The sequence below is a fragment of the Olsenella urininfantis genome, assembly GCF_900155635.1.
Classification (GTDB): Bacteria; Actinomycetota; Coriobacteriia; order Coriobacteriales; family Atopobiaceae; genus Olsenella_G; species Olsenella_G urininfantis.
Genome location: NZ_LT732540.1, coordinates 51,830 through 71,025, shown reverse-complemented (window position 1 = coordinate 71,025; position 19,196 = coordinate 51,830). Strand labels below are relative to the sequence as shown.

The following is a 19,196-nucleotide window of genomic DNA, read 5'->3' as shown; positions in this document are numbered from 1 at the left end:
AGAAAAGAATAGCCTCATGTTCGCCAAGATCGTTTGCTTTGATGAGGGATCTGCTACTGATTACATCCAGATGGTTAACGGCGGCGATGCCACCACCGTGAAAGAGAAGACAAGCGAGCGGGATGGCGCGCTTCAGGGCAATGCCGATGCGAAAGCCAGTCTGAAGACAAAGCTCTTGGAGATACTGACGGGCATCGACATTTCGGCAGAAGCATCAGGTGCCGCCAGCGTGTCTTTCAATACGAGCGCCGTCGCAAAAAGCATAATTAGCAACACCGTTTTGACCGATTTCCTCGGAGCTACGGACTCGCGCGAGGACATCAGGCTCTTTGAGGGGTTTTCCGTGGAGGCAATCGACAACTCGCTTGCCAGCTATGCTCTCATGACGCCTTACCTTGCCATGCTGCGAGGCGGCAACATTCCCGCTGGCGACTTCAATCTTGCCCTCGACAAGCTAGACTCGACAATCAAAGACGCCAAGGGGTATTTCGAGTTCCTCGGTTCAGCTGAAAAAGAACGGGTCGTTTTTCGCTTCAACAGGCAATCGTTCAAGAACAACTACAAGGTCACCGACCTGCTGCGCATGGACCTGACCATCTATGCTGCCGAAGTCGGAATCTGCACTCTTGAAGAACTCGACGTGAGCAACGAGTTGAACGTAGCGCATACGATAACGACTAGCAACCCAGACTACGAGCCTGCAGGACCTGTTTATGACAATGGCCTTAACTCTGAGAAGCTCAAGGTGTACGACGTTCTTCTTGCCGGGGTGAGGTCACATGGTTGAGAGAGTCGTCCTATTCGACGGGTGCGACGCCGACTTCCAGAAGCTTCTGAATGAAAGTATCGACAAGAGGGACGATACTGTCGAGTTCCTCACACTCATAAGGAAATACAACTATCGGGTCAGGTCAAACGACTATGCGACCAACGACTACAGCCTTGAGGATAAGCCCGACGCCGACAACGGTATCGTCAGGGCAGCCGACTTCGGCTCAGTTGTTGACCATGTGATATCGAACTTCGCGGCAATCGTGACGCAATCGTACAACGTGCGCAACCTTTTCATTCAGAATGCACCGAAGCGCGTAAGGGCATCGCTTGAGTCGGCGTTCCCAGAAGCGATAGAGGCTCGGGCAACGACGTATCGAGAAATCGACAAGCCTTCAGTCAAATCGATCTATGAAGCGATGGAAGAAGGGATACTTGGCCAGCTTGATTGTAAGCGGGAGATCGCCCTGTCGCTGTATAGGCTCAGCGTCATGAGTGGAGACCGTCCGGTCGTGTTGATGTTCTACGGGCCGTCAGGCGTCGGAAAGACCGAAAGTGCGAAATGCTTCAGCGAGGCTCTCGGTGGCAAGATGACAAGGGTTCAGATCTCAATGATGCAGACGACGGAGGCGTACGAGTACCTTTTCGGTGCCGAGCATTCCAAGGGAAGCTTCGCAAGGGACCTTCTCGGAAGGGAGTCCAACGTCGTGCTCCTAGACGAGTTCGACAAGGTCAGCAACTCACTCTACAACGCGTTTTACCAGCTGTTTGACGAGGGTGTGTTCGTTGACACGAACTATGAGGTTCACATGCCCGGAGGGATATTCATCCTTACGTCGAACTTCGGGACTGAGGCTGAAATTCGTCGCGAGCTAGGCGCTGCGATGTACTCACGTATCGGCGCTTGTATCGCCTTTGATGATCTCCCCGTGGAGGCAAAGCGGGAGATAGCCAGCAGGCACTTCAGAGAGGTTTACGAAAGCCTCGACCAGAACGACAAGGACGATATCGACTCAAGCGACATCGAGACGTGGTTCCAAGACAATGCAGAGAAGTATGACAACATGCGCATCATGAAGACGAAAATCGACCGTGCCGTGTTCGGCAGACTGACCGACAAGCTACTTGCTGAATCAGGTGAAAGCGAATCTGCCATGGCATAGCGCAGGCGGAGGACTTTTATGTTGAACCTCGACGAACTCAAGGCATTCAAGGAGGGCAACCAGCTTTAGATGAAAGCCGCTCGGGGTCGCGACGGGTCCAGGGCGGTGCCGCGCATCGCATGGGACGACTACGCCATCATCATAGCCAGCCCCGGCGAATTCCGCATACCCGTCTCCGAGGCCATGAAGCCCAGCAACTCCGATCCTCGCAATGAGACCATGATGAAGATGCTCGCGAAGATTGAGATTGGCGAGCGTGCCGGCGGCGGCATGGACAAGATCATCGCGGGGTTGGGCCTTGACAGGCTATGAGAAGCCGAGCTACGAGGTGGCCTTTGGTCCGAATCGCACGACCCTCACTATACTGCTGACGTACGTGTCCGGTGTTTCGACTGGTCGAAACGAGCTCGAGAGGTGAAGGCGGAGATCGTGAGAGTCTTGAACTCGTCCGTAAAGCCCCCTGAGCTCGACTGTCATCACAGACTCCATTGGGCTGGGAAGGACGGGGATCAACGAGCTTTTGGGAGAGCTAATTGCGTCGGGGCACGTCGTTACGGGGAGTGTCACCAGGTCGAGGAGGTACCGTCTGGCGTAGCCACCCTGCGATTCAAATCACATGCAGGGCGCGTGCCCGCCACTTTGTGACGCATGTCGACAATGCCTGTACCGATAAAGGTGTGGGCATTGTTCGTCTCTACTCACCTTGAGACGGGGCATCCGGCAGTATCGAGCTACCCAACACGGGGGCGACTCCGACGAGGTCAAGACCATTGCTCACTGATGCGACATCGCGGGTTGTATTGGCCTCTCAATGTTTACCCTCGTTGCATATCCGCGATCAGGCTGTCTTCCTTCTCCAGCTCGCCGCGTTCCACGTCACCGGCGATGCCGACGAAAAGGTCGCTCAGCAGCTCTATCTTCGCGATGAGGCGCTTGTCCATGGCCGAGCAGTCGCGCAGACGGCAGAGCTCCTGGTAGACCTGGCGCATTGATTCGCGGAGCATCTTGTAGGTGCGGATGTCGGGCACCACGGTGAACTCCCTGTCCTCGATCTTGGCCATGATGTACTCCTGCTGTGTGACGCCGGCGGCCCTCGCCAGGAGCTCTATTCGCTCGCTCTCCTCGCGGCTCACGCGGAACGCCTTTGAGATGGTCCGCTTCCTGCGGTAGTTGGGGCAGGGCACCTAGAACCCTCCTCTCTCGTCGTCGAGCGCGTTCGCCATGTCATCCTGCACCGTGGGGAACAGGTGGGCGTAGCGGAACGTGATGTCGGTCGCCTCGTGACCCATGCGCTCGGCGATAGCGAGGGCGGTGAAGCCCTTGTCGATGAGCAGGCTCACGTGGCTGTGGCGCAGGTCGTGCACGCGGATCCTCTTGACCCCGCTCTTCTTGCAGCCGTTCTTCATCGCGCGCGATATCTGGTACTTGGTGACCGGGAACATGCGGTCGCCGGGCCCGATATCAGGGTGGCGCTCGAGGTAGTCGGCGACCTCCTCGACCAGGAACCTCGAGAGCTTGATGGTGCGGATCGACTTGGGCGTCTTCGGGTCCGTGAATACGTCCCGGCCGTCGAAGCGCTGGTAGGACTTGTCGATGAGCATGGTCCCGCGCTGCAGGTTGAAGGCCGATGGCATGAGCGCGAGCATCTCTCCCTCGCGGATCCCGGTCCAGTAGAGGATCTCGAACATCAGGAACTCGCGCGGCTTCTCCATCATCTCGTCGGCGAACTCCAGGTACTCCTCCTTGGTCCAGAACTGCATTTCGGACGTTTCCTTGCCGCCCATCTTCATGGTGTGCACCGCGGGGTTGGGATGGAGCCCGTAATATCGTGCGGCGTGGTTGAGGATGGCGGAGAGCTGGTTGTTCACGGTGCGCAGGTACGTGGGCGCGTATCCCTGCCCGTTGTTGTTGCTGCCCTTCATGAGGTCGTTTTGCCAGCGGATGATGTCGATGCCCTGGATCTCGCTCATGCGGTAGTTCCTGAAGAAGGGCATGATCTTCGACCTGACCAGGTAGTCCTTGTTGCGCCATGTGTGCTCGCGCAGGCGCGGCCGAACGTCGGCCTCGTACACTTCGTAGAACTCCTCGAACGTCATCGCCATCGTGCACCCGGCGGAGGCGATGAAGTCGTCCTCCCAGGCCTGGGCTTCCTCCGCAGTGCCGAAACCGCGCTTGCACTTGTGCACTTCCTCGCCGAACTTGTCCTTGCACCGGAACTGCGTGAACCAGGTGCCGTTCCTGGACTGCTTAACGGTCATGTCTCGACCCTCCCTTACGCCTGAAGAACGTCTCCTCGAAGATCTCGTTGCTCACGCGGCCGGAAATCACCCTGCAACCGCGCGCGGCCATCTCGTCGTTGAGCTCACGGATGATCCCGTACGCCTTCGTGCGGCAGACGCCGAGCCTGTCGGCGACCTCGGCCGCCCCGAGAAGGCGCGGTTCCTGCTTTGCCATGTTTCCTCCTAGCGTTCGTTATTGAACGGTTTTGCAATTGCATGGTAATCGTTCACTTCCGAACGGTCAATACATACCGTTCAATTTCGTGCTATAGTTTCCACGCGGTCCAAGATGGTTCGTGCCGAGGCAGACGTGGAGGGCAAGTTGAAGACCGGGGAGCTCATAAAGAAGTACAGGAAGATGCGCAGGATGACGCAGAGGCAGCTCGCAGCCGCGTGCGGGCAGACCGACTCCGCCATCCGCAACTACGAGCTGTGCAACAGGACGCCCGGAGAGCCCCAGATTCAGGCCATCGCCTCCGCTCTGGCAATCTCGCCCGAGGCGCTGAGGGAAGTGCCCTTGGAATCGAGCAGGCAGGCTCTGGAGTTGTTGTTCAGGCTCAATGAGGAGCTCGGGCTCGTTCCGATGGAGGTCGACGGGACGATGGTGCTGGGCTTCGACGCCGAAGCGGAGAAGTCGCCAAAACTTGCCGCCGCGATCAAGGCGTGGAAGGACGTTCTTGATTCGGAAAAATCGGGCGAAATCACCCCGGCGGAATACGAGTCGTGGAAGGCCGAATTCGGCGTCTGACCAAACCACTCGGGGAATAATTGCGAATCAGAAAAGCGGCTTCCAGGCCGCTTTTTCACGTCCTCGCAGGGTTCGTTCCGGCGTATTTCAACGTGAATTCTCGGTTTGTTATTCCCCCAGCTTTACCTGCGGTTTTGCGATTTCGGGCCTTCTGGGAGCACCGTGATTCGGGTTTGATTCGAATCAGGCGGATGTTCGCGTTTTCGCGCTCGGGAGTTGTTGCGGGCGGCTTGGCGGACCTCCGTGGTGAACGGAAACCTCCAGGTAGCGCCAAATCGGGCCAATGCCCCTCACTTTATAGAGTAACCACGAATCAAAACCGGTCATCCACCAGCGCAAACAGCCCTCGATTCCAAGTGGTTTCGGGGGCTGATTCGGGATTGCTATTCCCGTTTGTAGCAAGGGGCGTGGCAACCGTTGAAACGCAGTGCGTCGCCATGCGTTGCAGTGAATGGTTGCAGGCGGCTTTAGAATTCTGACCTCGGATTATTCCCACTCGACAAATTCAAGTATATGAGGAAGTATTTCTCTTGAATTTACAGGTAAAATATTCGCAAATTTGCTAATATTTTACCTGCTATTTTCGGCTGTCAATTTTCTTAGTATCAAAATAGTATCACAAGAGGCTGGAAAATGCAACAGAATTATGTGGAGCTCTACATAATTCTGTAACCTTCTTTGCTGTGGTGTATCAAGCAATCTTACTGAACATATGGCGCACCTTGTCCAGGCGGCTGTTTGGACGGCGGGGCTGGATGACCGGCTCGCCGACAGCGGCCTGATACCCTTTCAGTTCTGTAAGACATACGCTCCGCCCGTTGGTGTAAAAGGCCAGATCAGTACGGTATGCCTGTATATAGCGGGCGGGAATCTCGCCAGTAAAGACAACTTCATCCTTTTTTACCTGGGCCGTTTCGATAGCGGCACAGTATTTTGGCGCATCGTGATAAGCCCTGGAAAGGTATTCCTGGGGCGCATAGAGGGTGAACGAGAGATAAGGTTCCAGCAACTGCGTTCCTGATTTCTTCAATGCCTGTTCCAATACAATCGGGGCCAATGAGCGAAAATCCGCCGGCGTGCTGACCGGGCTATAATAAAGCCCGTATTCAAAGCAAATCTTACAGTCCGTTACGTTCCAGCCGCACAAGCCTTGTTCCAGCCCGTAACGGATACCATCCATGACAGCGTTTTGAAAACTCTGGTTCAAGTATCCCAGGGAAACCCGGCTCTCGTATTGTACACCGGAGCCAAGCGGGAGCGGCGTAACAGACAGTCCGATGGATGCCCAAAACGGGTTGGGCGGCACCTCAATATGGATAGTGTGGCTGGCTGCTTTGAGCGGCCGCTCCATATAAATGACGGTGGGTTCCTTCACCGCTGTTTCAATCTTGTACTTTTCTGCCAGCAAAGCGGAAACAACCTCCAACTGCACCCGGCCCAAAAAAGAAAGAATGATCTCATGGGTGATGGAATCCACCTCGTAGCGCAAAAGCGGGTCAGTATCCGCAATTTGCGTAAGAGCGTCCAGCAGCCGTTCTCTTTGCGCTGCCGTTTTCGGCGTGATCGCCGTCCGCAGCATGGGGAGGGGGGCATCGCACCACCTTTCACGAGGAAGCCGGGTGTTGTCCCCTAATACGTCGTTTAATCCCACGCTGTCGCTGGGAAGGATGACAATTTCGCCCTTGTGGGCGGTGTCTGTCCGAACAATCTCCCCTTTGGATGGAATACGCATCTCTGTGATTTTCAGCTTTTCTCTCCCGGCCAGGGCCACCGTATCCCGCAGGCGCAGCGTTCCGCTGTATAGCCGCAGATAGATAAGCCGCTGGTCACAATCTGTATACTCCACCTTGAAAACGTTGCCGCATAGGGCGGCGCTCCCCTGTTCCCCAATCGGTTGGAACAGCCCTGTCACCGCATCCATCAACGGTTGAATGCCAAGGCCCTTTTTGGCGCTGCCGTGATAGACCGGGAACAGGGAGGCGTCTTGAACCCGCCGCTGTTCCTCCTGCGCAAGTTCTTCCCGGCTGATTGGTTCTCCTGCGATATATTTTTCCAATAATTCATCGTTATTTTCGATGACCGCATCCCATGCTTCTATGTCGGTATTTTCATCCAGGACTATTTCCGGGGACAGCGACACCGTCTGCTTGATGATAATATCGGCGGAGAGCTTATCCCGAACAGACTGATACACACCCTGCAAATCAACGCCAGCCTGGTCGATCTTATTGATAAAGATAACGGTGGGAATGTCCATTTTCCGCAGGGCATAGAACAGAATACGGGTCTGGGCCTGCACACCATCTTTAGCGGAGATCACCAAGATAGCCCCATCTAAAACGGCCAAAGAGCGGTACACCTCCGCCAAAAAATCCATGTGGCCGGGCGTATCCACTATGTTGACTTTACATCTGCGCCACAGGAAGGAAGTGACTGCCGCTTGAATGGTAATCCCACGCTGCCGCTCCAACAGCATGGTGTCCGTCCTCGTTGTCCCTTTTTCGACGCTCCCCGGTTCTGAAATGGCTCCGCTGGCATACAGCAGGCTTTCAGTCAGTGTCGTCTTGCCGGCGTCTACATGGGCAAGAATCCCGATATTGATTATATTCATGTCTATCCTCCATACAAGGCCCAAATGGGCGCAAAAATCCCCAGCGGCTAATACTTTTACCGCTGGGGATCATGACTTCGGACACACAGAAGTATGACGGCTTACATGAGCCGCTGTCCGTCACGATATTTGCTTAAAAGGCAAAAGTATTCTTAAATTGGGTACAAAAACCAAGCCCCTGCAAGGGGCAAGCATTTTTGCGCCCATTATCAAATTTTATTTAAGAATACCTTGCCGCATATTTGGTAGACTCCTCAAATCAGGATAATAACAGTATATCATAGTGCGCTCTAAAAAACAAGAAATTATTTTACCCGATTCCCCAAATAAAACTGGAGGGCATTCACTGGAACACCCTCCATTTTTGGTGATTATCGCAACCGAATCAGGACGCCAGGCTAGGCGGTGAGCTCCGCTCGCACCTGCGTATGCTGAGTTTTTACTCCCCATTGCATGCAAAGGCATTTTCGACGCACCCGGGGAGTAAATGACGCAGTGGCTTACACGGCGGCACGCGGTAGTACGCCGCGGCATTTCCCCTGATTACTCCCGTTTTCATTGAGACGGAAAGATTCTTTACTCCCCATTAGCCACCTGGGGTAACGCCGTACGGAGACCGCAAAAACGCCCATTGAGTTCGATTTGAGTTTCACAGGCCACGAGACGGTCCCGTTTTGCCCTCGGGGACAAAAAGCGCGCGTCTACTCACTCGGGATGAATCCTTACTCCCATTCCTCCGAATACCGCCCCGTGCCTTGCCGTCTTGAAATACGGGGAGTAAATGGCGAAATCGCAGGTGAAAGGGAGTAAAAAGGCAAAGAAAAAGCCTCCGTCCCAACATGGAAACGGAGGCTCGATAATCGGTTTTACTCACCAATGTCGCTGGCGGCTTTGCCGTGGCTCTCGTACGAAACGAAACTCAGCAGCACAGTGCGGCACTCAAAGATGCAGGTCAGAACCCTGTCAGCCTACTCCCACTCGGTGGTTATAGTTTTGCCGTCTCGTCACTCCAGTTGCACCCAGTTTTCGGCGGCATCTCGAAGTGAGTGCCGCTGAATGACGCGACGTCGCGTTTCATCGGCTTCGGGGACAAAAGCTGGGACAACTTCAAAAACCATTTTCAAACTCAGAGTATTGAGTTTTTATTTTTGTCCCAAGGGGCACGGAGAGCCGCCTTTGGAGGCTCGATATCGCCGAAAAACGCCCGTTTTGAAACTCAACCGCCTTTGAGCCTGCAAACCACCAGCTTCAACAGTAAGTGAGTCGACGCGGGTGGCTTACGAGCCGTTCACAAAACCGCAGGCCACAGGTCTTTGTCAACGATAAGCAAAGTGAATAGTCTCAGGTGGCTTGCCCATGAGTTGGCGTAAGCCTGTTTAGCAAAAGGCTAATCGGACACGACAGGCCGCCCGCATGGCGACGGCGTTTCCCGTGCGGGCACAAACAGCCCTGCGTGCCCTGTCGCGCGATATCCCAATGCGACGTTCAGAACCCTACCCGCCAAGCAGCCACCTCGCGAAATTCAGCACGAGCACGCCCTCCCGGGTATGGGGCTCATGCCTCGTGCGAGTGATGAGAATCTTCGGGAATGCATCCCCGATGGATAGAATCGGCGCAATCTCCCTCTCGAGCGTCGAATCGGCGCCGATATCGTCGCTCACATACACTTTCCTTCCCGGTTTCGAAACTTGGAAGGCAGTATGCGCAAGGATGCGTCGAGGTGCGATCCCAGTCGTACCATGCCAGCAGAGATGTCGAGGCACATTCGTTCATGCTGCAATGCGGGCATCGGAGATGAAAAACAGCCCGTCGGGTAGTCATGGGCGTGCGGGAGCCCGCATCAGTAACCTGCCTCCTCGGTTGTCCCTTCTTTGCATGGTCGTCTACATAAAGGAGGAACCAGCCATGCAGATCAGCATGCTTGCCCTTCTTGGGTCACGGACCGGGGAGGCGAGGGCCTCCGTCGGGACCGCCCCGAGCAACCGGCATATCCAAGGAATGACAAGGCTCGATCGCTGTGCTGGTCAGGATGCCGAAGCGGGCCGTCCGCCAATCGGAATGCGGGTCAGGATGCTGCAACGTGATTCCAGCTGCAGGATACGGCTCCTTTGCGGTTGCCGCAAAACCTGCTGGCAACATTCTTACTATCCGAATGATGTACGCATCCCTTGGGATCGTTTCGCCTGACCAGGGCCATCTTCAGCGCCTCATCGGCCAGCTCGGCAGGCGCCTCTTCCACGCGTAATAGCCCTGGCGGGTCACCTATGCAACCAAAGATACAAAAGGAATCGAATGGCCAGAGAGGATTGCCCTTACCGATGCTCGATTCTTGACAGGCAAACTCAAGCCTCGTTAATATTACATGGTTTGCCAGACCGAATTAACAAAGGAGGGGTGTCGTGGTTGGTCTTTTCCGCACGTGGATGAGCGCCTAGAAAGCGGCGCTGTTGTGGCGTCGCGCTGTTTTTCTGCACGCCATTTCACGATTGGACATAACCATGATATTTGAAACCTCTCGGGGCAGGTCTGTTCTGCTGTGCCATTCATGGCAATTCAAGCTTTGTTTCGTATGGGGCGGGGAGCTCGTTTCGACATTGACGAGTTCGATTCTCCAAATGGGTCTTATTTGGCATCTCGCCCTCACGACAGGGTCGTCTTCTCTCCTCTCCTTAGCATCGCTGGCAGGCTTTCTGCCGATTGCTTTGTTCGGAATCCTTGCGGGCGCCGTTGTCGACAGACTGCCTTTGAAACGTGTCCTCATCGGCGCCGACCTCTTCATTGCCGCGGTGGGTGCCGCCTTGGCGATTGCCTCGTTGGCCGGCAGCTTACCTGCATGGCTAATTCTCATCGCCCTGTTTCTCCGTGCAGTTGGTACTTCGTTCTACACGCCAGCCTCCCAATCTCTCACGCCCCATCTCGCCCCGCCAGAGCATCTCGTTCGCCTATCGGGGGTGACTCAGGCGATTCAGTCCGGCGGATACATTCTTGGCGCCGCGCTTGCAGCAGTGATTTATCCCGTGGCGGGCATTACCGCTATGATTGTCCTCGACGTGCTGGGAGCGCTTTTCGCTTCTTTAGCCGTCCTCGCCGCACAGATAGACGCAGGGGGCCTCGATGAAGCCGACCGCAGCTTGTCCTTTTCCAATAAGGTTCGAGAGCTCTTCTCTGAGATTTCGGACGGCTACAAGCTGATTAGGGAGTACAGGGGGCTGTTCGCCCTTCTTTGGTGCGGGTTCGTCTTCGCTTTCGCGTTCTCTCCGCTCGCGGCATTGTTCCCAATAATGACCTTGGGGCATTTTGGCGGTAGCACGGGGGATGCCGCTTTGGTGGAAATCCTTTTTTCTGCAGGCATGCTGGCTGGGTCCGGCATTTTGGCGGCCACGGGAGGGTTCCGCAATAGGTCGTTCACCATGGTCGCCGCGATTGCCGGCTTCGGCATTGCCGCAATCGTATCCGGATCGCTCGGCCCGTCATTGTTCGCTGCTTTCCTGCCGGTGAGCTTTCTTATGGGCGCATGCTCCCCGTTGTACGCGGGAACCCAGACTGCCCTTATGCAGGAGCAGATACCTCCTGAGTACCTAGGCCGCGTTTTCGGCCTCTACGGAACCATCATGGCGTGGGCCATGCCCATGGGCCTCGCAGCCCCCTCCGTTTTTGCGGATCTGCTTGGAGCTCCGTTATGGTTCGTCGGCTCTGGAGCGACCATGGTACTGCTTGCGATGGCTATGCTGCTTGCTCCGAGCGTCCGAAACGCGGGGAAAAGAGATACCGGGCAGATTCAATAGCCCAAGTATTCGAAAAAAAGAGGCAGCAGCCATCGGTTCAAGCGTCAGCCTTCAAGCCCTTGCGACGACGAGGTATTGCACCGACATTCCGCATCGCGCTCCTTATTCGTCGCCAACTATCATTTTCGGATTTGCCGGCTTGCGCAAGGTCAAAACGCTCGCGCCGGCAATTGGGCAAAGGCGAAAAATCGACGTGAGCAATCTTTTTTGGCATGGCTGCGCTTCCAGTAAAACGCTAATACACAAAAGGCGGTTCAACCTATGGAACTCATAGTCAAAGCTAAAGACATCTTTTTGGAATATGCCGGCCGCGATATCCTAGATATCGAAGAGTTGGAAATCTACTCCTACGATCGCATCGGCTTGGTGGGAGACAATGGCGCAGGCAAAACCAGCCTGCTTAAAATTCTGAGCGGCAATCTTACCATTGCGGACGCCGACGTCAGGCGCTTCGGCAGCATTGCCCTCATCGGCCAACTCGATGAACTCGACCTTGATGCGGCTCAGGACAGTGGTGAGATGCTCTCCCGTCTCAACGTCGCCGGAGTGGCGCAGGAGACGATGAGCGGCGGGGAGGAAACACGCGCCAAGATTGCCTCTGCACTCTCCCAGCATGCAAGCGCGATCTTCGCCGACGAGCCTACGAGCCACCTCGACCAAGACGGCATCCGCCTTCTCGTCGGACAACTCAAGGCATTTGATGGGGCTCTGCTCATCGTGAGCCATGACCGTCATTTTCTCGACCAGGTGGTAGACAAGATCTGGGAGCTCAAAGACGGCGGTATTTCCGAATTCTGGGGTGACTACTCCGACTATCTGCGACAGAAAGAAGAAGAGCGCAAAGCTCAGGCGACTCGATACGAAGAGGCGATGCGCGAGCGCGATCGCCTCGAAGCCGCCATCGAAAAACAACGGAAAAAAGCACGGCAGGTCGACGCCAAGCGGAAGGCTGCGAAAAAAAGCAACGAGTATGCAGGTCGATTGGGGCATCAGAAAGCAACCGGCACCAAACAGAAGAGGATGTACCAGGCGGCTAAGGACATGGAGAAGCGCCTCGAAGCGCTCGAAGGGATTGAGGCCCCAGATAGCATTCGCGCCGTGCGGTTCCGCCAGAGCAAGGCCCTGGAACTGCATAGTAAATTTCCCATCTCGGCAGACGATTTCAGCTTGAGCTTCGGCAACTGCATGCTCTATGACCACGCGAAATTCGAGATACCGCTCGGTGCCAAAGTGGCCATCACCGGTGGCAACGGTACAGGAAAGACCAGCCTGCTGAAGGCAATCGCTCGACGCGCCGACGGTATCAACATCTCTCCCAAGGCAGAGATCGGTTACTTCGAGCAAACAGGCTACAAGTTCGACGCCCGTCAGTCTGCGATCTCGTTCATGCAGGATGGTTGCGAGTACAGCATGACCGAAATTCGAGGCATCCTCGCCTCTATGGGAATCGGACCGCGCGACCTGACAAAGGACGTTGGCGTTCTCTCGGGAGGCGAAGTCATCAAGCTGCTACTCGCGAAGATGCTGCTGGGCAGATACAACATCTTGCTCATGGACGAGCCTGGAAATTACCTGGACATCAAGAGCGCCGAAGCCCTCGAGCAGATGATGAGCGCCTATGCCGGAACGATAGTGTTCGTCTCCCACGATAAGAGGCTGGTCGAGAACGTCGCAGACATTGTCTACGAAATAAAGGACACCAAGCTAGTCAAAATCTTTCAGCGCGAATAGCCCTAAATGAGCAAGAAATAATCCCCGAACGGAGACAAGGGAGTAAAACGGCAAAGAAAGAGCCTCCGTCCCAACGCAGGGAACGGAGGCTCTTTAATCGCTTTTACTCATCTCCGTCGCTGGTGGCTTTGTCATGACTCTCGTACGAAACGAAACTCAGCGGCACAGTGCGGCACTCAAAATCGCAGGTCAGAACCCTATCGGCCTACTCCCACTCAATCGTCGCAGGCGGCTTGGGCGTAACGTCGTACACCACGCGGTTCACGCCAGCCACCTCGCCCACGATGCGGCTGCTGATCTTGCCCAGCACCTCGTAGGGCAGCTTCGCCCAGTCCGCGGTCATGGCGTCGCTGCTCTCCACGGCGCGCACGATCACCGGGCGCGCATACGTCCTCTCGTCGCCCATCACGCCCACGCTCTTTATGTCGGGCAGCACGGCAAAATACTGCCAGCAGCTGTGCTCGCCATTCCTCTCGCCCGTCTCCTCGAAGAGCCTTGCGTTATAGGCGTCCAGCTCCTCGCGCACGATGGCGTCCGCCTCGCGCAGGATGTCCAGCTTCTCCGGCGTCACGTCGCCGATGATGCGGATGGCCAGGCCAGGGCCGGGAAACGGCTGCCTGTACACCATGCTAGAGGGAAGCCCCAGGCTCACGCCCAGCTCGCGCACCTCGTCCTTGAAGAAGTGGTCCAGGGGCTCGATCAGGTCGAAGTGCACGCCCTCGGGGAAGGGGATCAGGTTGTGGTGGCTCTTGATGGTGCTGGCCTTGCCGCCCGTCTTGCGCGCGCCGCTCTCGATGATGTCCGGGTAGATGGTGCCCTGCGCCAGCATCTCAACGTCACCGATCTTCTGGGCCTCCTCGAAGAAGACCTTCCAGAACTCGGTGCCGATGAGGCGCCTCTTCTGCTCGGGCTCGGTGACGCCGGCCAGCAGCCTGGCGTAGCGCTCCTCGGCGTGCACGTGCACCAGCGGCACGTTGAACTGCGTGCGGAACACCTGCTCCACCATCTCGGGCTCGCCCTTGCGCAGCAGGCCATGGTTCACGAAGACGCAGGTCAGCTGGTCACCGATGGCACGGTGCACCAGCGCCGCCACCACGGAGGAGTCAACGCCGCCGGAAAGCGCCAGGATCACCTTGCGCTCCCCCACCGTCTCGCGGATCTCCGCCACCTTCTGCTCGACGATGTTGTCCATCGTCCAGTTGCGCTCCAGGCCGCACACGTCGAAGAGGAAGCTCTCCAGCATGGTCTTGCCATACTCGCTGTGGCGCACCTCGGGGTGGAACTGCGTGGCGTAGAGGTTCCTCTCGGCGCACTCCATGGCCGCGACGGGACAGGTCTCGGTGTGCGCGGTGACCCTGAAGCCCTCCGGCACGCGCGAGACAGCGTCGCGGTGGCTCATCCACACGGTCTGCCCCTCCACGGGCGTCTTGCCCAGGATGCGGGAGTCGCCCTCGCGCACGAGGGTCGCAGGGCCGTACTCGCCCTTCTCGGTGTGGCCCACCTCGCCACCAAGGGTGACCGCCATGATCTGCTGCCCGTAGCAGAAGCCCAGCACGGGAACGCCCATCTCCAGGATGCCCGCGTCGATGCCCGGCGCGTCCTCCGCGTACACGGAGGCGGGACCGCCCGAGAGGATCACGGCCGCCGGAGCCAGCTCCTTGAGCTCGTCCACCGTGATGTCGCAGGGCACGAGCTCCGAGTACACGTTGAGGTCGCGCACGCGACGGGCGATGAGCTGGCCGTACTGCGCACCAAAGTCGAGAACGGCAACGAGCTGCTGGGGCCTTGGGTTCTGCATAAGTACATCCCTTTCCTGGGGGCATATGGAAAGCCGATTTTCATCCTACATAATGCCATGTTGAGCGTATTGCTGCAGGGCAGGAGGCATGGAACAAGAGCCGCACACAGCGGCCGGCAGACGGGCGTCAGCCAGGGGTTTATGTACTTATGGCGTCCGTCTGTACCTGCGTTTATTATGAGAGGGTTAAGTGGCCGGCCTCTCAGCTCGCGCACCCCCCCTCACGGGGACGCGCGAGCCGAGAGACCGGCGAGGACAAGCCATCAGGCGCAGTACGCGCGCGGCCGGAGCGCACGGTCGGCACTTGACGTGATTGGGGAAGCTTTATGACAACCCATAGCAGGCACGACGCTATGAGCCAGGAGGAGTTCGCCCTGCGGTCCCAAAGCGCATATCACAAGAGCAGCCGCTATGATGCGGGAGGACGGTCATGGTCTGGCGTGACCACCCCCGAGGCGCAGGAGCTCTCGCGCAAGAACGCAGGCGCGCACTATTCGAGCCTGCGCAAGAAGAAGCGCCGCAAGCGCGTGCTCAAGGGCCTTCTGGTCACCTTCCTGCTCCTGCTGGTCTCCTGTGCGGTTGCCGCAGTGGCCTACATTGCCCACATCAACGGCAAGATCACCAAGCACGTTGACCAGAGCCTGCTCAACGTGCTCACGGACACCCAGGACAACGACCCGTTCTACATGCTGCTTCTGGGCACGGACAAGGACGGCGAGCGCACGGAGAGCGCGGATTACGGCAGCGACTTCAGCGCCTACCGCACCGACACCATCATCCTTGCACGCGTTGACCCGGGCAAAAAGAAGGTCACCCTCATCTCCATCCCCCGCGACACCTACGTGGACATGGGCGAGAACGGCTCCGCCAAGATCAACTCTGCCTACTCGTTCGGTGGCGCCGCCTACGCCACGCAGGTGGTATCCAAGTTTGCGGGCGTGCCCATCTCGCACTACGCCGAGGTGGACATGGACGGCTTCGCGGCCATCGTTGACCAGCTGGGAGGCGTGACCGTGAACCTCCCCGTCGAGGTGAAGGACCCCTACTACACGGGCCTCGACCTCCCCGCGGGCGAGCAGACCCTGGACGGCCAGACGGCCGCCCTGCTGGGCCGCTCTCGCCACGCCTATGACAACTACGGCGGCGGCGACTTCTACCGGGCCGCCAACCAGCGCATGCTCATTGGGGCGGTGATCAAGAAGATCATGTCGAGCAACCCCCTCACGCTGGCGGGCACCGTGTCCACCCTGGCAGGTTACGTGACCACGGACATGGACGTCTCCAGCATTGCCGGGCTTGCCACGCGCTTCCTGGGCATGGACGTGGACAAGGACATCTACTCCGGCCAGTGCCCCACCATCTCGCAGCTGAGAGACGAGGTCTGGTACGAGTTCTGCGACACCGCTCGCTGGAAGGAGATCATGGGCCGCGTGGACAAGGGCCTGCCGCCCTACACCGACACCGACCAGGACTTCACCTCCGGAGTCGCCGGCTCCGTGGGACAGAGCACGGGCGACAGCGCGACGAACGGCACCGATGGGTCTGGCGAGGTCAAGGCCGAGCACAGCGGGTCGGTGCTGGTGCTCAACGGAGCCGGCATCCAGGGCATTGCCTCCCAGGTCTCCAACAGGCTCGAGAAGGCAGGCTTCTCGGCCATGGCGGACAATGCCGACGCACGGACTGACACCCTGGTGGTCTACAACGAGGGCGCTCGGGGGAAGGCCGCGGGCGTGATAGAGGACCTGGGGCTGAGCTCCGAGCCTGTTGCCAACGACGGCAGCTGGAGCACCGGCGTGGACGTTGTGGTGGTCATTGGGTCGAGCTGGGCCAAGTAGCCACCCTGGCTGACGAGGATTCCACAAGAGGGGCGGCCCCGGTTGCAACCGGGGCCGCCCCTCTTGTGCGATGTCCGTACGGTGGGCTACACGTTGAACATGAACTCCATCACGTCACCGTCTTGCACCACGTAGTCCTTGCCCTCCATGCGCAGCCTGCCCGCCTCGCGCGCCCCTGCCTCGCCGCCCAGGCTCACGTAGTCGTCGAAGCTGATGGTCTTGGCCTTGATGAAGCCGCGCTCGAAGTCGGAGTGGATCACGCCGGCGGCCTCCGGAGCCTTTGCGCCGATGCGCACCGTCCAGGCCTTGACCTCCTTCTCGCCCGCCGTGAAGTAGCTCTGCAGGCCGAGCAGGTGGTAGGCCGCCTGGGCGAGAGCCTCCAGGCCGCTGCGCTCGAGGCCCAGGGACTCCAGGTACTCCGAGGCCTCGCCCGCGTCCAGCTCGGCAAGCTCCGCCTCGACCTCGGCACAGATGGGGATGGGCGTCACGCCGTTGATGTCCTGGGGGGTGTCGCCCACCTCGTCCTCGTCCACGTTGGCAACGTAGAGCATGGGCTTCATGGTGAGCAGGAAGAGGTCGTGGGCGGCCCTGCGCTCGTCCTCGTCCATATCGAGCTCCGCCGCGCGATGCCCCTCGTTCAGCCACTCCTGCAGGCGCCTTGCCACGTTCAGGCGAGGCTGCATCTCCTTGTCGCGCCTGGCCTCCTTCTCCAGCTTGGGAATCGACCTCTCAAGGGAGCCGAGGTCTGCCAGGATGAGCTCCGTCTGGATGGTGTCGGCGTCCGCGGCCGGGTCAACGCGGCCGTCCACGTGGACCACGTCTGGGTCCGAGAAGAAGCGCACCACCTCGCAGATGGCATCGCAGTTTCGGATGTTGGCCAGGAACTGGTTGCCCAGGCCCTCTCCCGCATTCGCGCCCTTGACCAGGCCGGCAATGTCCACGAACTCGACCGTGGCCGGCACCACGCGTGCCGGGTGCACCAGGTCTGCCAGCCTTTGCAGGCGCTGGTCTGGCACGTCCACGATACCCACGTTGGGGTCGATGGTGGCGAAGGGGTAGTTTGCCGCCAGGCCGCCCTTCTTGGTGAGGGCGGTGAACAGGGTGGACTTGCCCACGTTGGGCAGGCCTACGATGCCAATGGAAAGTGCCACGTTCTCATCTCCTAGGGTGTAGCTTAGTCTTCTCCCAGACGCTCGATGGCGTCCAGCGCTCGGCCCAGCTGCTTCTTGCCGGCTTCCTTTGCCCTCCTTACCTGGGCGCGCTGCCTCTCCACCTCGCGCTTGCGCCTCTCGGCCTCCTCATCGCGCACCACCAGCTCGCTGGGATCGCAGAGCCTCATGCGCAAGGCGTCCTCGGGGCAGATGGTCACACAGGCGCCGCAGTTGAGACAGTACGCAGGCTCAACCTGGAAGTGACCATGGGGGTCAAGCTCGCAGGCATGCACGGGGCAGGCCTTGACGCAGTCACCGCACATGGTGCAGCGTGTCAGGTCGCAGACGGGCGTCTCCAGGCGCATGCGACCGGCCAGGGCGGGATGGCCCTGGAGCATGGTCAGCACGGACTTGCGCTTCTGGGTGAGGATGCGCCTGTGGTTGCCGGAGGTCTTGTCGCCCACGGCGCGCTCCAGGGCCCGCTGCATCTCGTAGACCTGCGTCGAGTGGGCCTGGATCTTCTTGGCTATGGCCTGGGCCCCCGCAAGCGCAGGGTTTGTCGCCGCGAAGGCGGCTTGTCCCGCGCGGGCCATGTTGCCCATGAACTGGCCACGCTTGTATGCGCGCGACTGCTCGTGGTTGAGGTCCCTCTCGTCCACCTCAAGGCCCACGGACCGCTGGGACCACTCCTCCGCGCAGGAGATCTGCTCCGCGTAGGCCTCCTCGCCGGTGGTGGTGCGGCAACGGTCGCAGATGCCCAGCGGCAGGTAGACGCTGATGTTGTCATAGTCGGCGATGAGGGAGAACCACAGCTCCTTGGGCATGGTTCCCACGCAGGGCAGGACCACCTCGTTGTCCCTGGGAACGCGCCCCAACGCCCTGGTGCAGGTGACATAGCACTGCTCGTGGGAGCTGGCCACGCGGACGATCTTGTCGTAGAGGCTCTTTGCCATGAGCTTCTGAGCCACGAAGACCTCGGTGGGGCAGACCATGGTGCAGAGGCCGCACTTGCGGCAATCGTCCGATATCTTGACGCTTGAGCCGTGGATCTCTATGGCGTCCACGGGACAGATGTCCAGGCAGCGGCTGCAGGTCCGCTCCGCCCTGTCCGAGTTGCCGTTGGAGGCAACGCGCAGGCAGAATATGGAGTTTGCCCGCGGCCTCTCCTTGTACTCGGAGGGGTCGAAGGCCTTGATGCTGCCAGGGTCGGCAGCAAGCGTGCTGGTCAGGTTGCCCAGAGGATTCGAGACCTTGGCCCAGTCCTGCTGGATGTCGATGAGGTCATCTATGAAATCGCGCTTCTCGGCCACGGCTTCCTCCCCCT

The 19,196-nt window shown here is 58.5% G+C and carries 15 protein-coding genes; 7 read left to right on the top strand and 8 right to left on the bottom strand.

The window, feature by feature from the left end:
• The first annotated feature begins 16 nt into the window (after window positions 1–16).
• The 3 genes from CZ375_RS00360 (at window position 17) to CZ375_RS00350 (ending at window position 2,246) form a co-directional block, all read left to right on the top strand.
• Window positions 17–787, top strand: a complete 771-nt coding sequence (locus CZ375_RS00360; RefSeq protein ID WP_077597366.1) for a DUF6414 family protein — start codon at window positions 17–19, stop codon at window positions 785–787.
• Window positions 780–1,934, top strand: a complete 1,155-nt coding sequence (locus CZ375_RS00355; RefSeq protein WP_077597365.1) for an AAA family ATPase — start codon at window positions 780–782, stop codon at window positions 1,932–1,934. The genes CZ375_RS00360 and CZ375_RS00355 overlap by 8 nt, the downstream gene beginning before the upstream one ends.
• A gap of 69 nt (window positions 1,935–2,003) precedes the next feature.
• Window positions 2,004–2,246, top strand: a complete 243-nt coding sequence (locus CZ375_RS00350) for an ATP-binding protein (protein ID WP_077597364.1) — start codon at window positions 2,004–2,006, stop codon at window positions 2,244–2,246.
• 503 nt (window positions 2,247–2,749) lie between these two features.
• Here the strand turns inward: CZ375_RS00350 and CZ375_RS00345 are convergent.
• Genes CZ375_RS00345 through CZ375_RS00335 form a run of 3 tightly spaced genes read right to left on the bottom strand, consistent with a single transcriptional unit; the run spans window position 2,750 to window position 4,388 of the window.
• On the bottom strand, window positions 2,750–3,118 hold the full coding sequence (locus CZ375_RS00345; RefSeq protein WP_077597363.1) for a plasmid mobilization protein: 369 nt from the start codon (window positions 3,116–3,118) through the stop codon (window positions 2,750–2,752).
• Window positions 3,119–4,192 (bottom strand): site-specific integrase, encoded by a 1,074-nt coding sequence (locus tag CZ375_RS00340; protein WP_077597362.1) that lies wholly within the window; start codon window positions 4,190–4,192, stop codon window positions 3,119–3,121.
• Complete coding sequence (locus CZ375_RS00335) at window positions 4,182–4,388, bottom strand: hypothetical protein (protein ID WP_077597361.1); 207 nt, start codon at window positions 4,386–4,388, stop codon at window positions 4,182–4,184. Before CZ375_RS00335 ends, CZ375_RS00340 begins: the two co-directional genes overlap by 11 nt.
• Before the next feature lie 147 nt (window positions 4,389–4,535).
• On the opposite strand from CZ375_RS00335, the gene CZ375_RS00330 reads away from it, so the two are divergent.
• Entirely contained in the window at window positions 4,536–4,961 is a 426-nt protein-coding gene (locus tag CZ375_RS00330; protein WP_234966761.1) for a helix-turn-helix domain-containing protein, read from the top strand.
• 691 nt (window positions 4,962–5,652) lie between these two features.
• On the opposite strand, the gene tet is transcribed toward CZ375_RS00330, so the two are convergent.
• Together tet and CZ375_RS08080 are read right to left on the bottom strand one after the other, a co-directional pair.
• Complete coding sequence (gene tet, locus CZ375_RS00325) at window positions 5,653–7,572, bottom strand: TetM/TetW/TetO/TetS family tetracycline resistance ribosomal protection protein (protein ID WP_077597359.1); 1,920 nt, start codon at window positions 7,570–7,572, stop codon at window positions 5,653–5,655.
• A 1,493-nt stretch (window positions 7,573–9,065) separates the two neighbouring features.
• Entirely contained in the window at window positions 9,066–9,233 is a 168-nt protein-coding gene (locus CZ375_RS08080) for a hypothetical protein (RefSeq protein ID WP_157966984.1), read from the bottom strand.
• Window positions 9,234–10,070: 837 nt separating this feature from the next.
• Between CZ375_RS08080 and CZ375_RS00315 the strand changes: the two genes are divergently transcribed.
• A complete protein-coding gene (locus CZ375_RS00315; protein WP_005987410.1) occupies window positions 10,071–11,357 on the top strand; it encodes an MFS transporter in 1,287 nt (428 codons plus the stop codon).
• 261 nt (window positions 11,358–11,618) lie between these two features.
• The gene (gene abc-f, locus CZ375_RS00310; RefSeq protein WP_005987409.1) at window positions 11,619–13,088 is read left to right on the top strand and encodes a ribosomal protection-like ABC-F family protein; all 1,470 of its coding nucleotides are present in this window, start codon (window positions 11,619–11,621) and stop codon (window positions 13,086–13,088) included.
• A gap of 205 nt (window positions 13,089–13,293) precedes the next feature.
• On the opposite strand, the gene guaA is transcribed toward abc-f, so the two are convergent.
• Window positions 13,294–14,886 (bottom strand): glutamine-hydrolyzing GMP synthase, encoded by a 1,593-nt coding sequence (gene guaA / locus CZ375_RS00305; protein ID WP_077597358.1) that lies wholly within the window; start codon window positions 14,884–14,886, stop codon window positions 13,294–13,296.
• A 326-nt stretch (window positions 14,887–15,212) separates the two neighbouring features.
• Here guaA and CZ375_RS00300 point away from each other — a divergent pair, with 326 nt between their 5' ends.
• The gene (locus CZ375_RS00300; protein WP_077597357.1) at window positions 15,213–16,721 is read left to right on the top strand and encodes an LCP family protein; all 1,509 of its coding nucleotides are present in this window, start codon (window positions 15,213–15,215) and stop codon (window positions 16,719–16,721) included.
• Window positions 16,722–16,807: 86 nt separating this feature from the next.
• Here the strand turns inward: CZ375_RS00300 and ychF are convergent, their stop codons facing one another.
• Together ychF and CZ375_RS00290 are read right to left on the bottom strand one after the other, a co-directional pair.
• Window positions 16,808–17,872 (bottom strand): redox-regulated ATPase YchF, encoded by a 1,065-nt coding sequence (gene ychF / locus CZ375_RS00295; RefSeq protein ID WP_077597356.1) that lies wholly within the window; start codon window positions 17,870–17,872, stop codon window positions 16,808–16,810.
• Window positions 17,873–17,895: 23 nt separating this feature from the next.
• Entirely contained in the window at window positions 17,896–19,182 is a 1,287-nt protein-coding gene (locus CZ375_RS00290) for a 4Fe-4S binding protein (RefSeq protein WP_077597355.1), read from the bottom strand.
• Window positions 19,183–19,196: the final 14 nt, after the last annotated feature.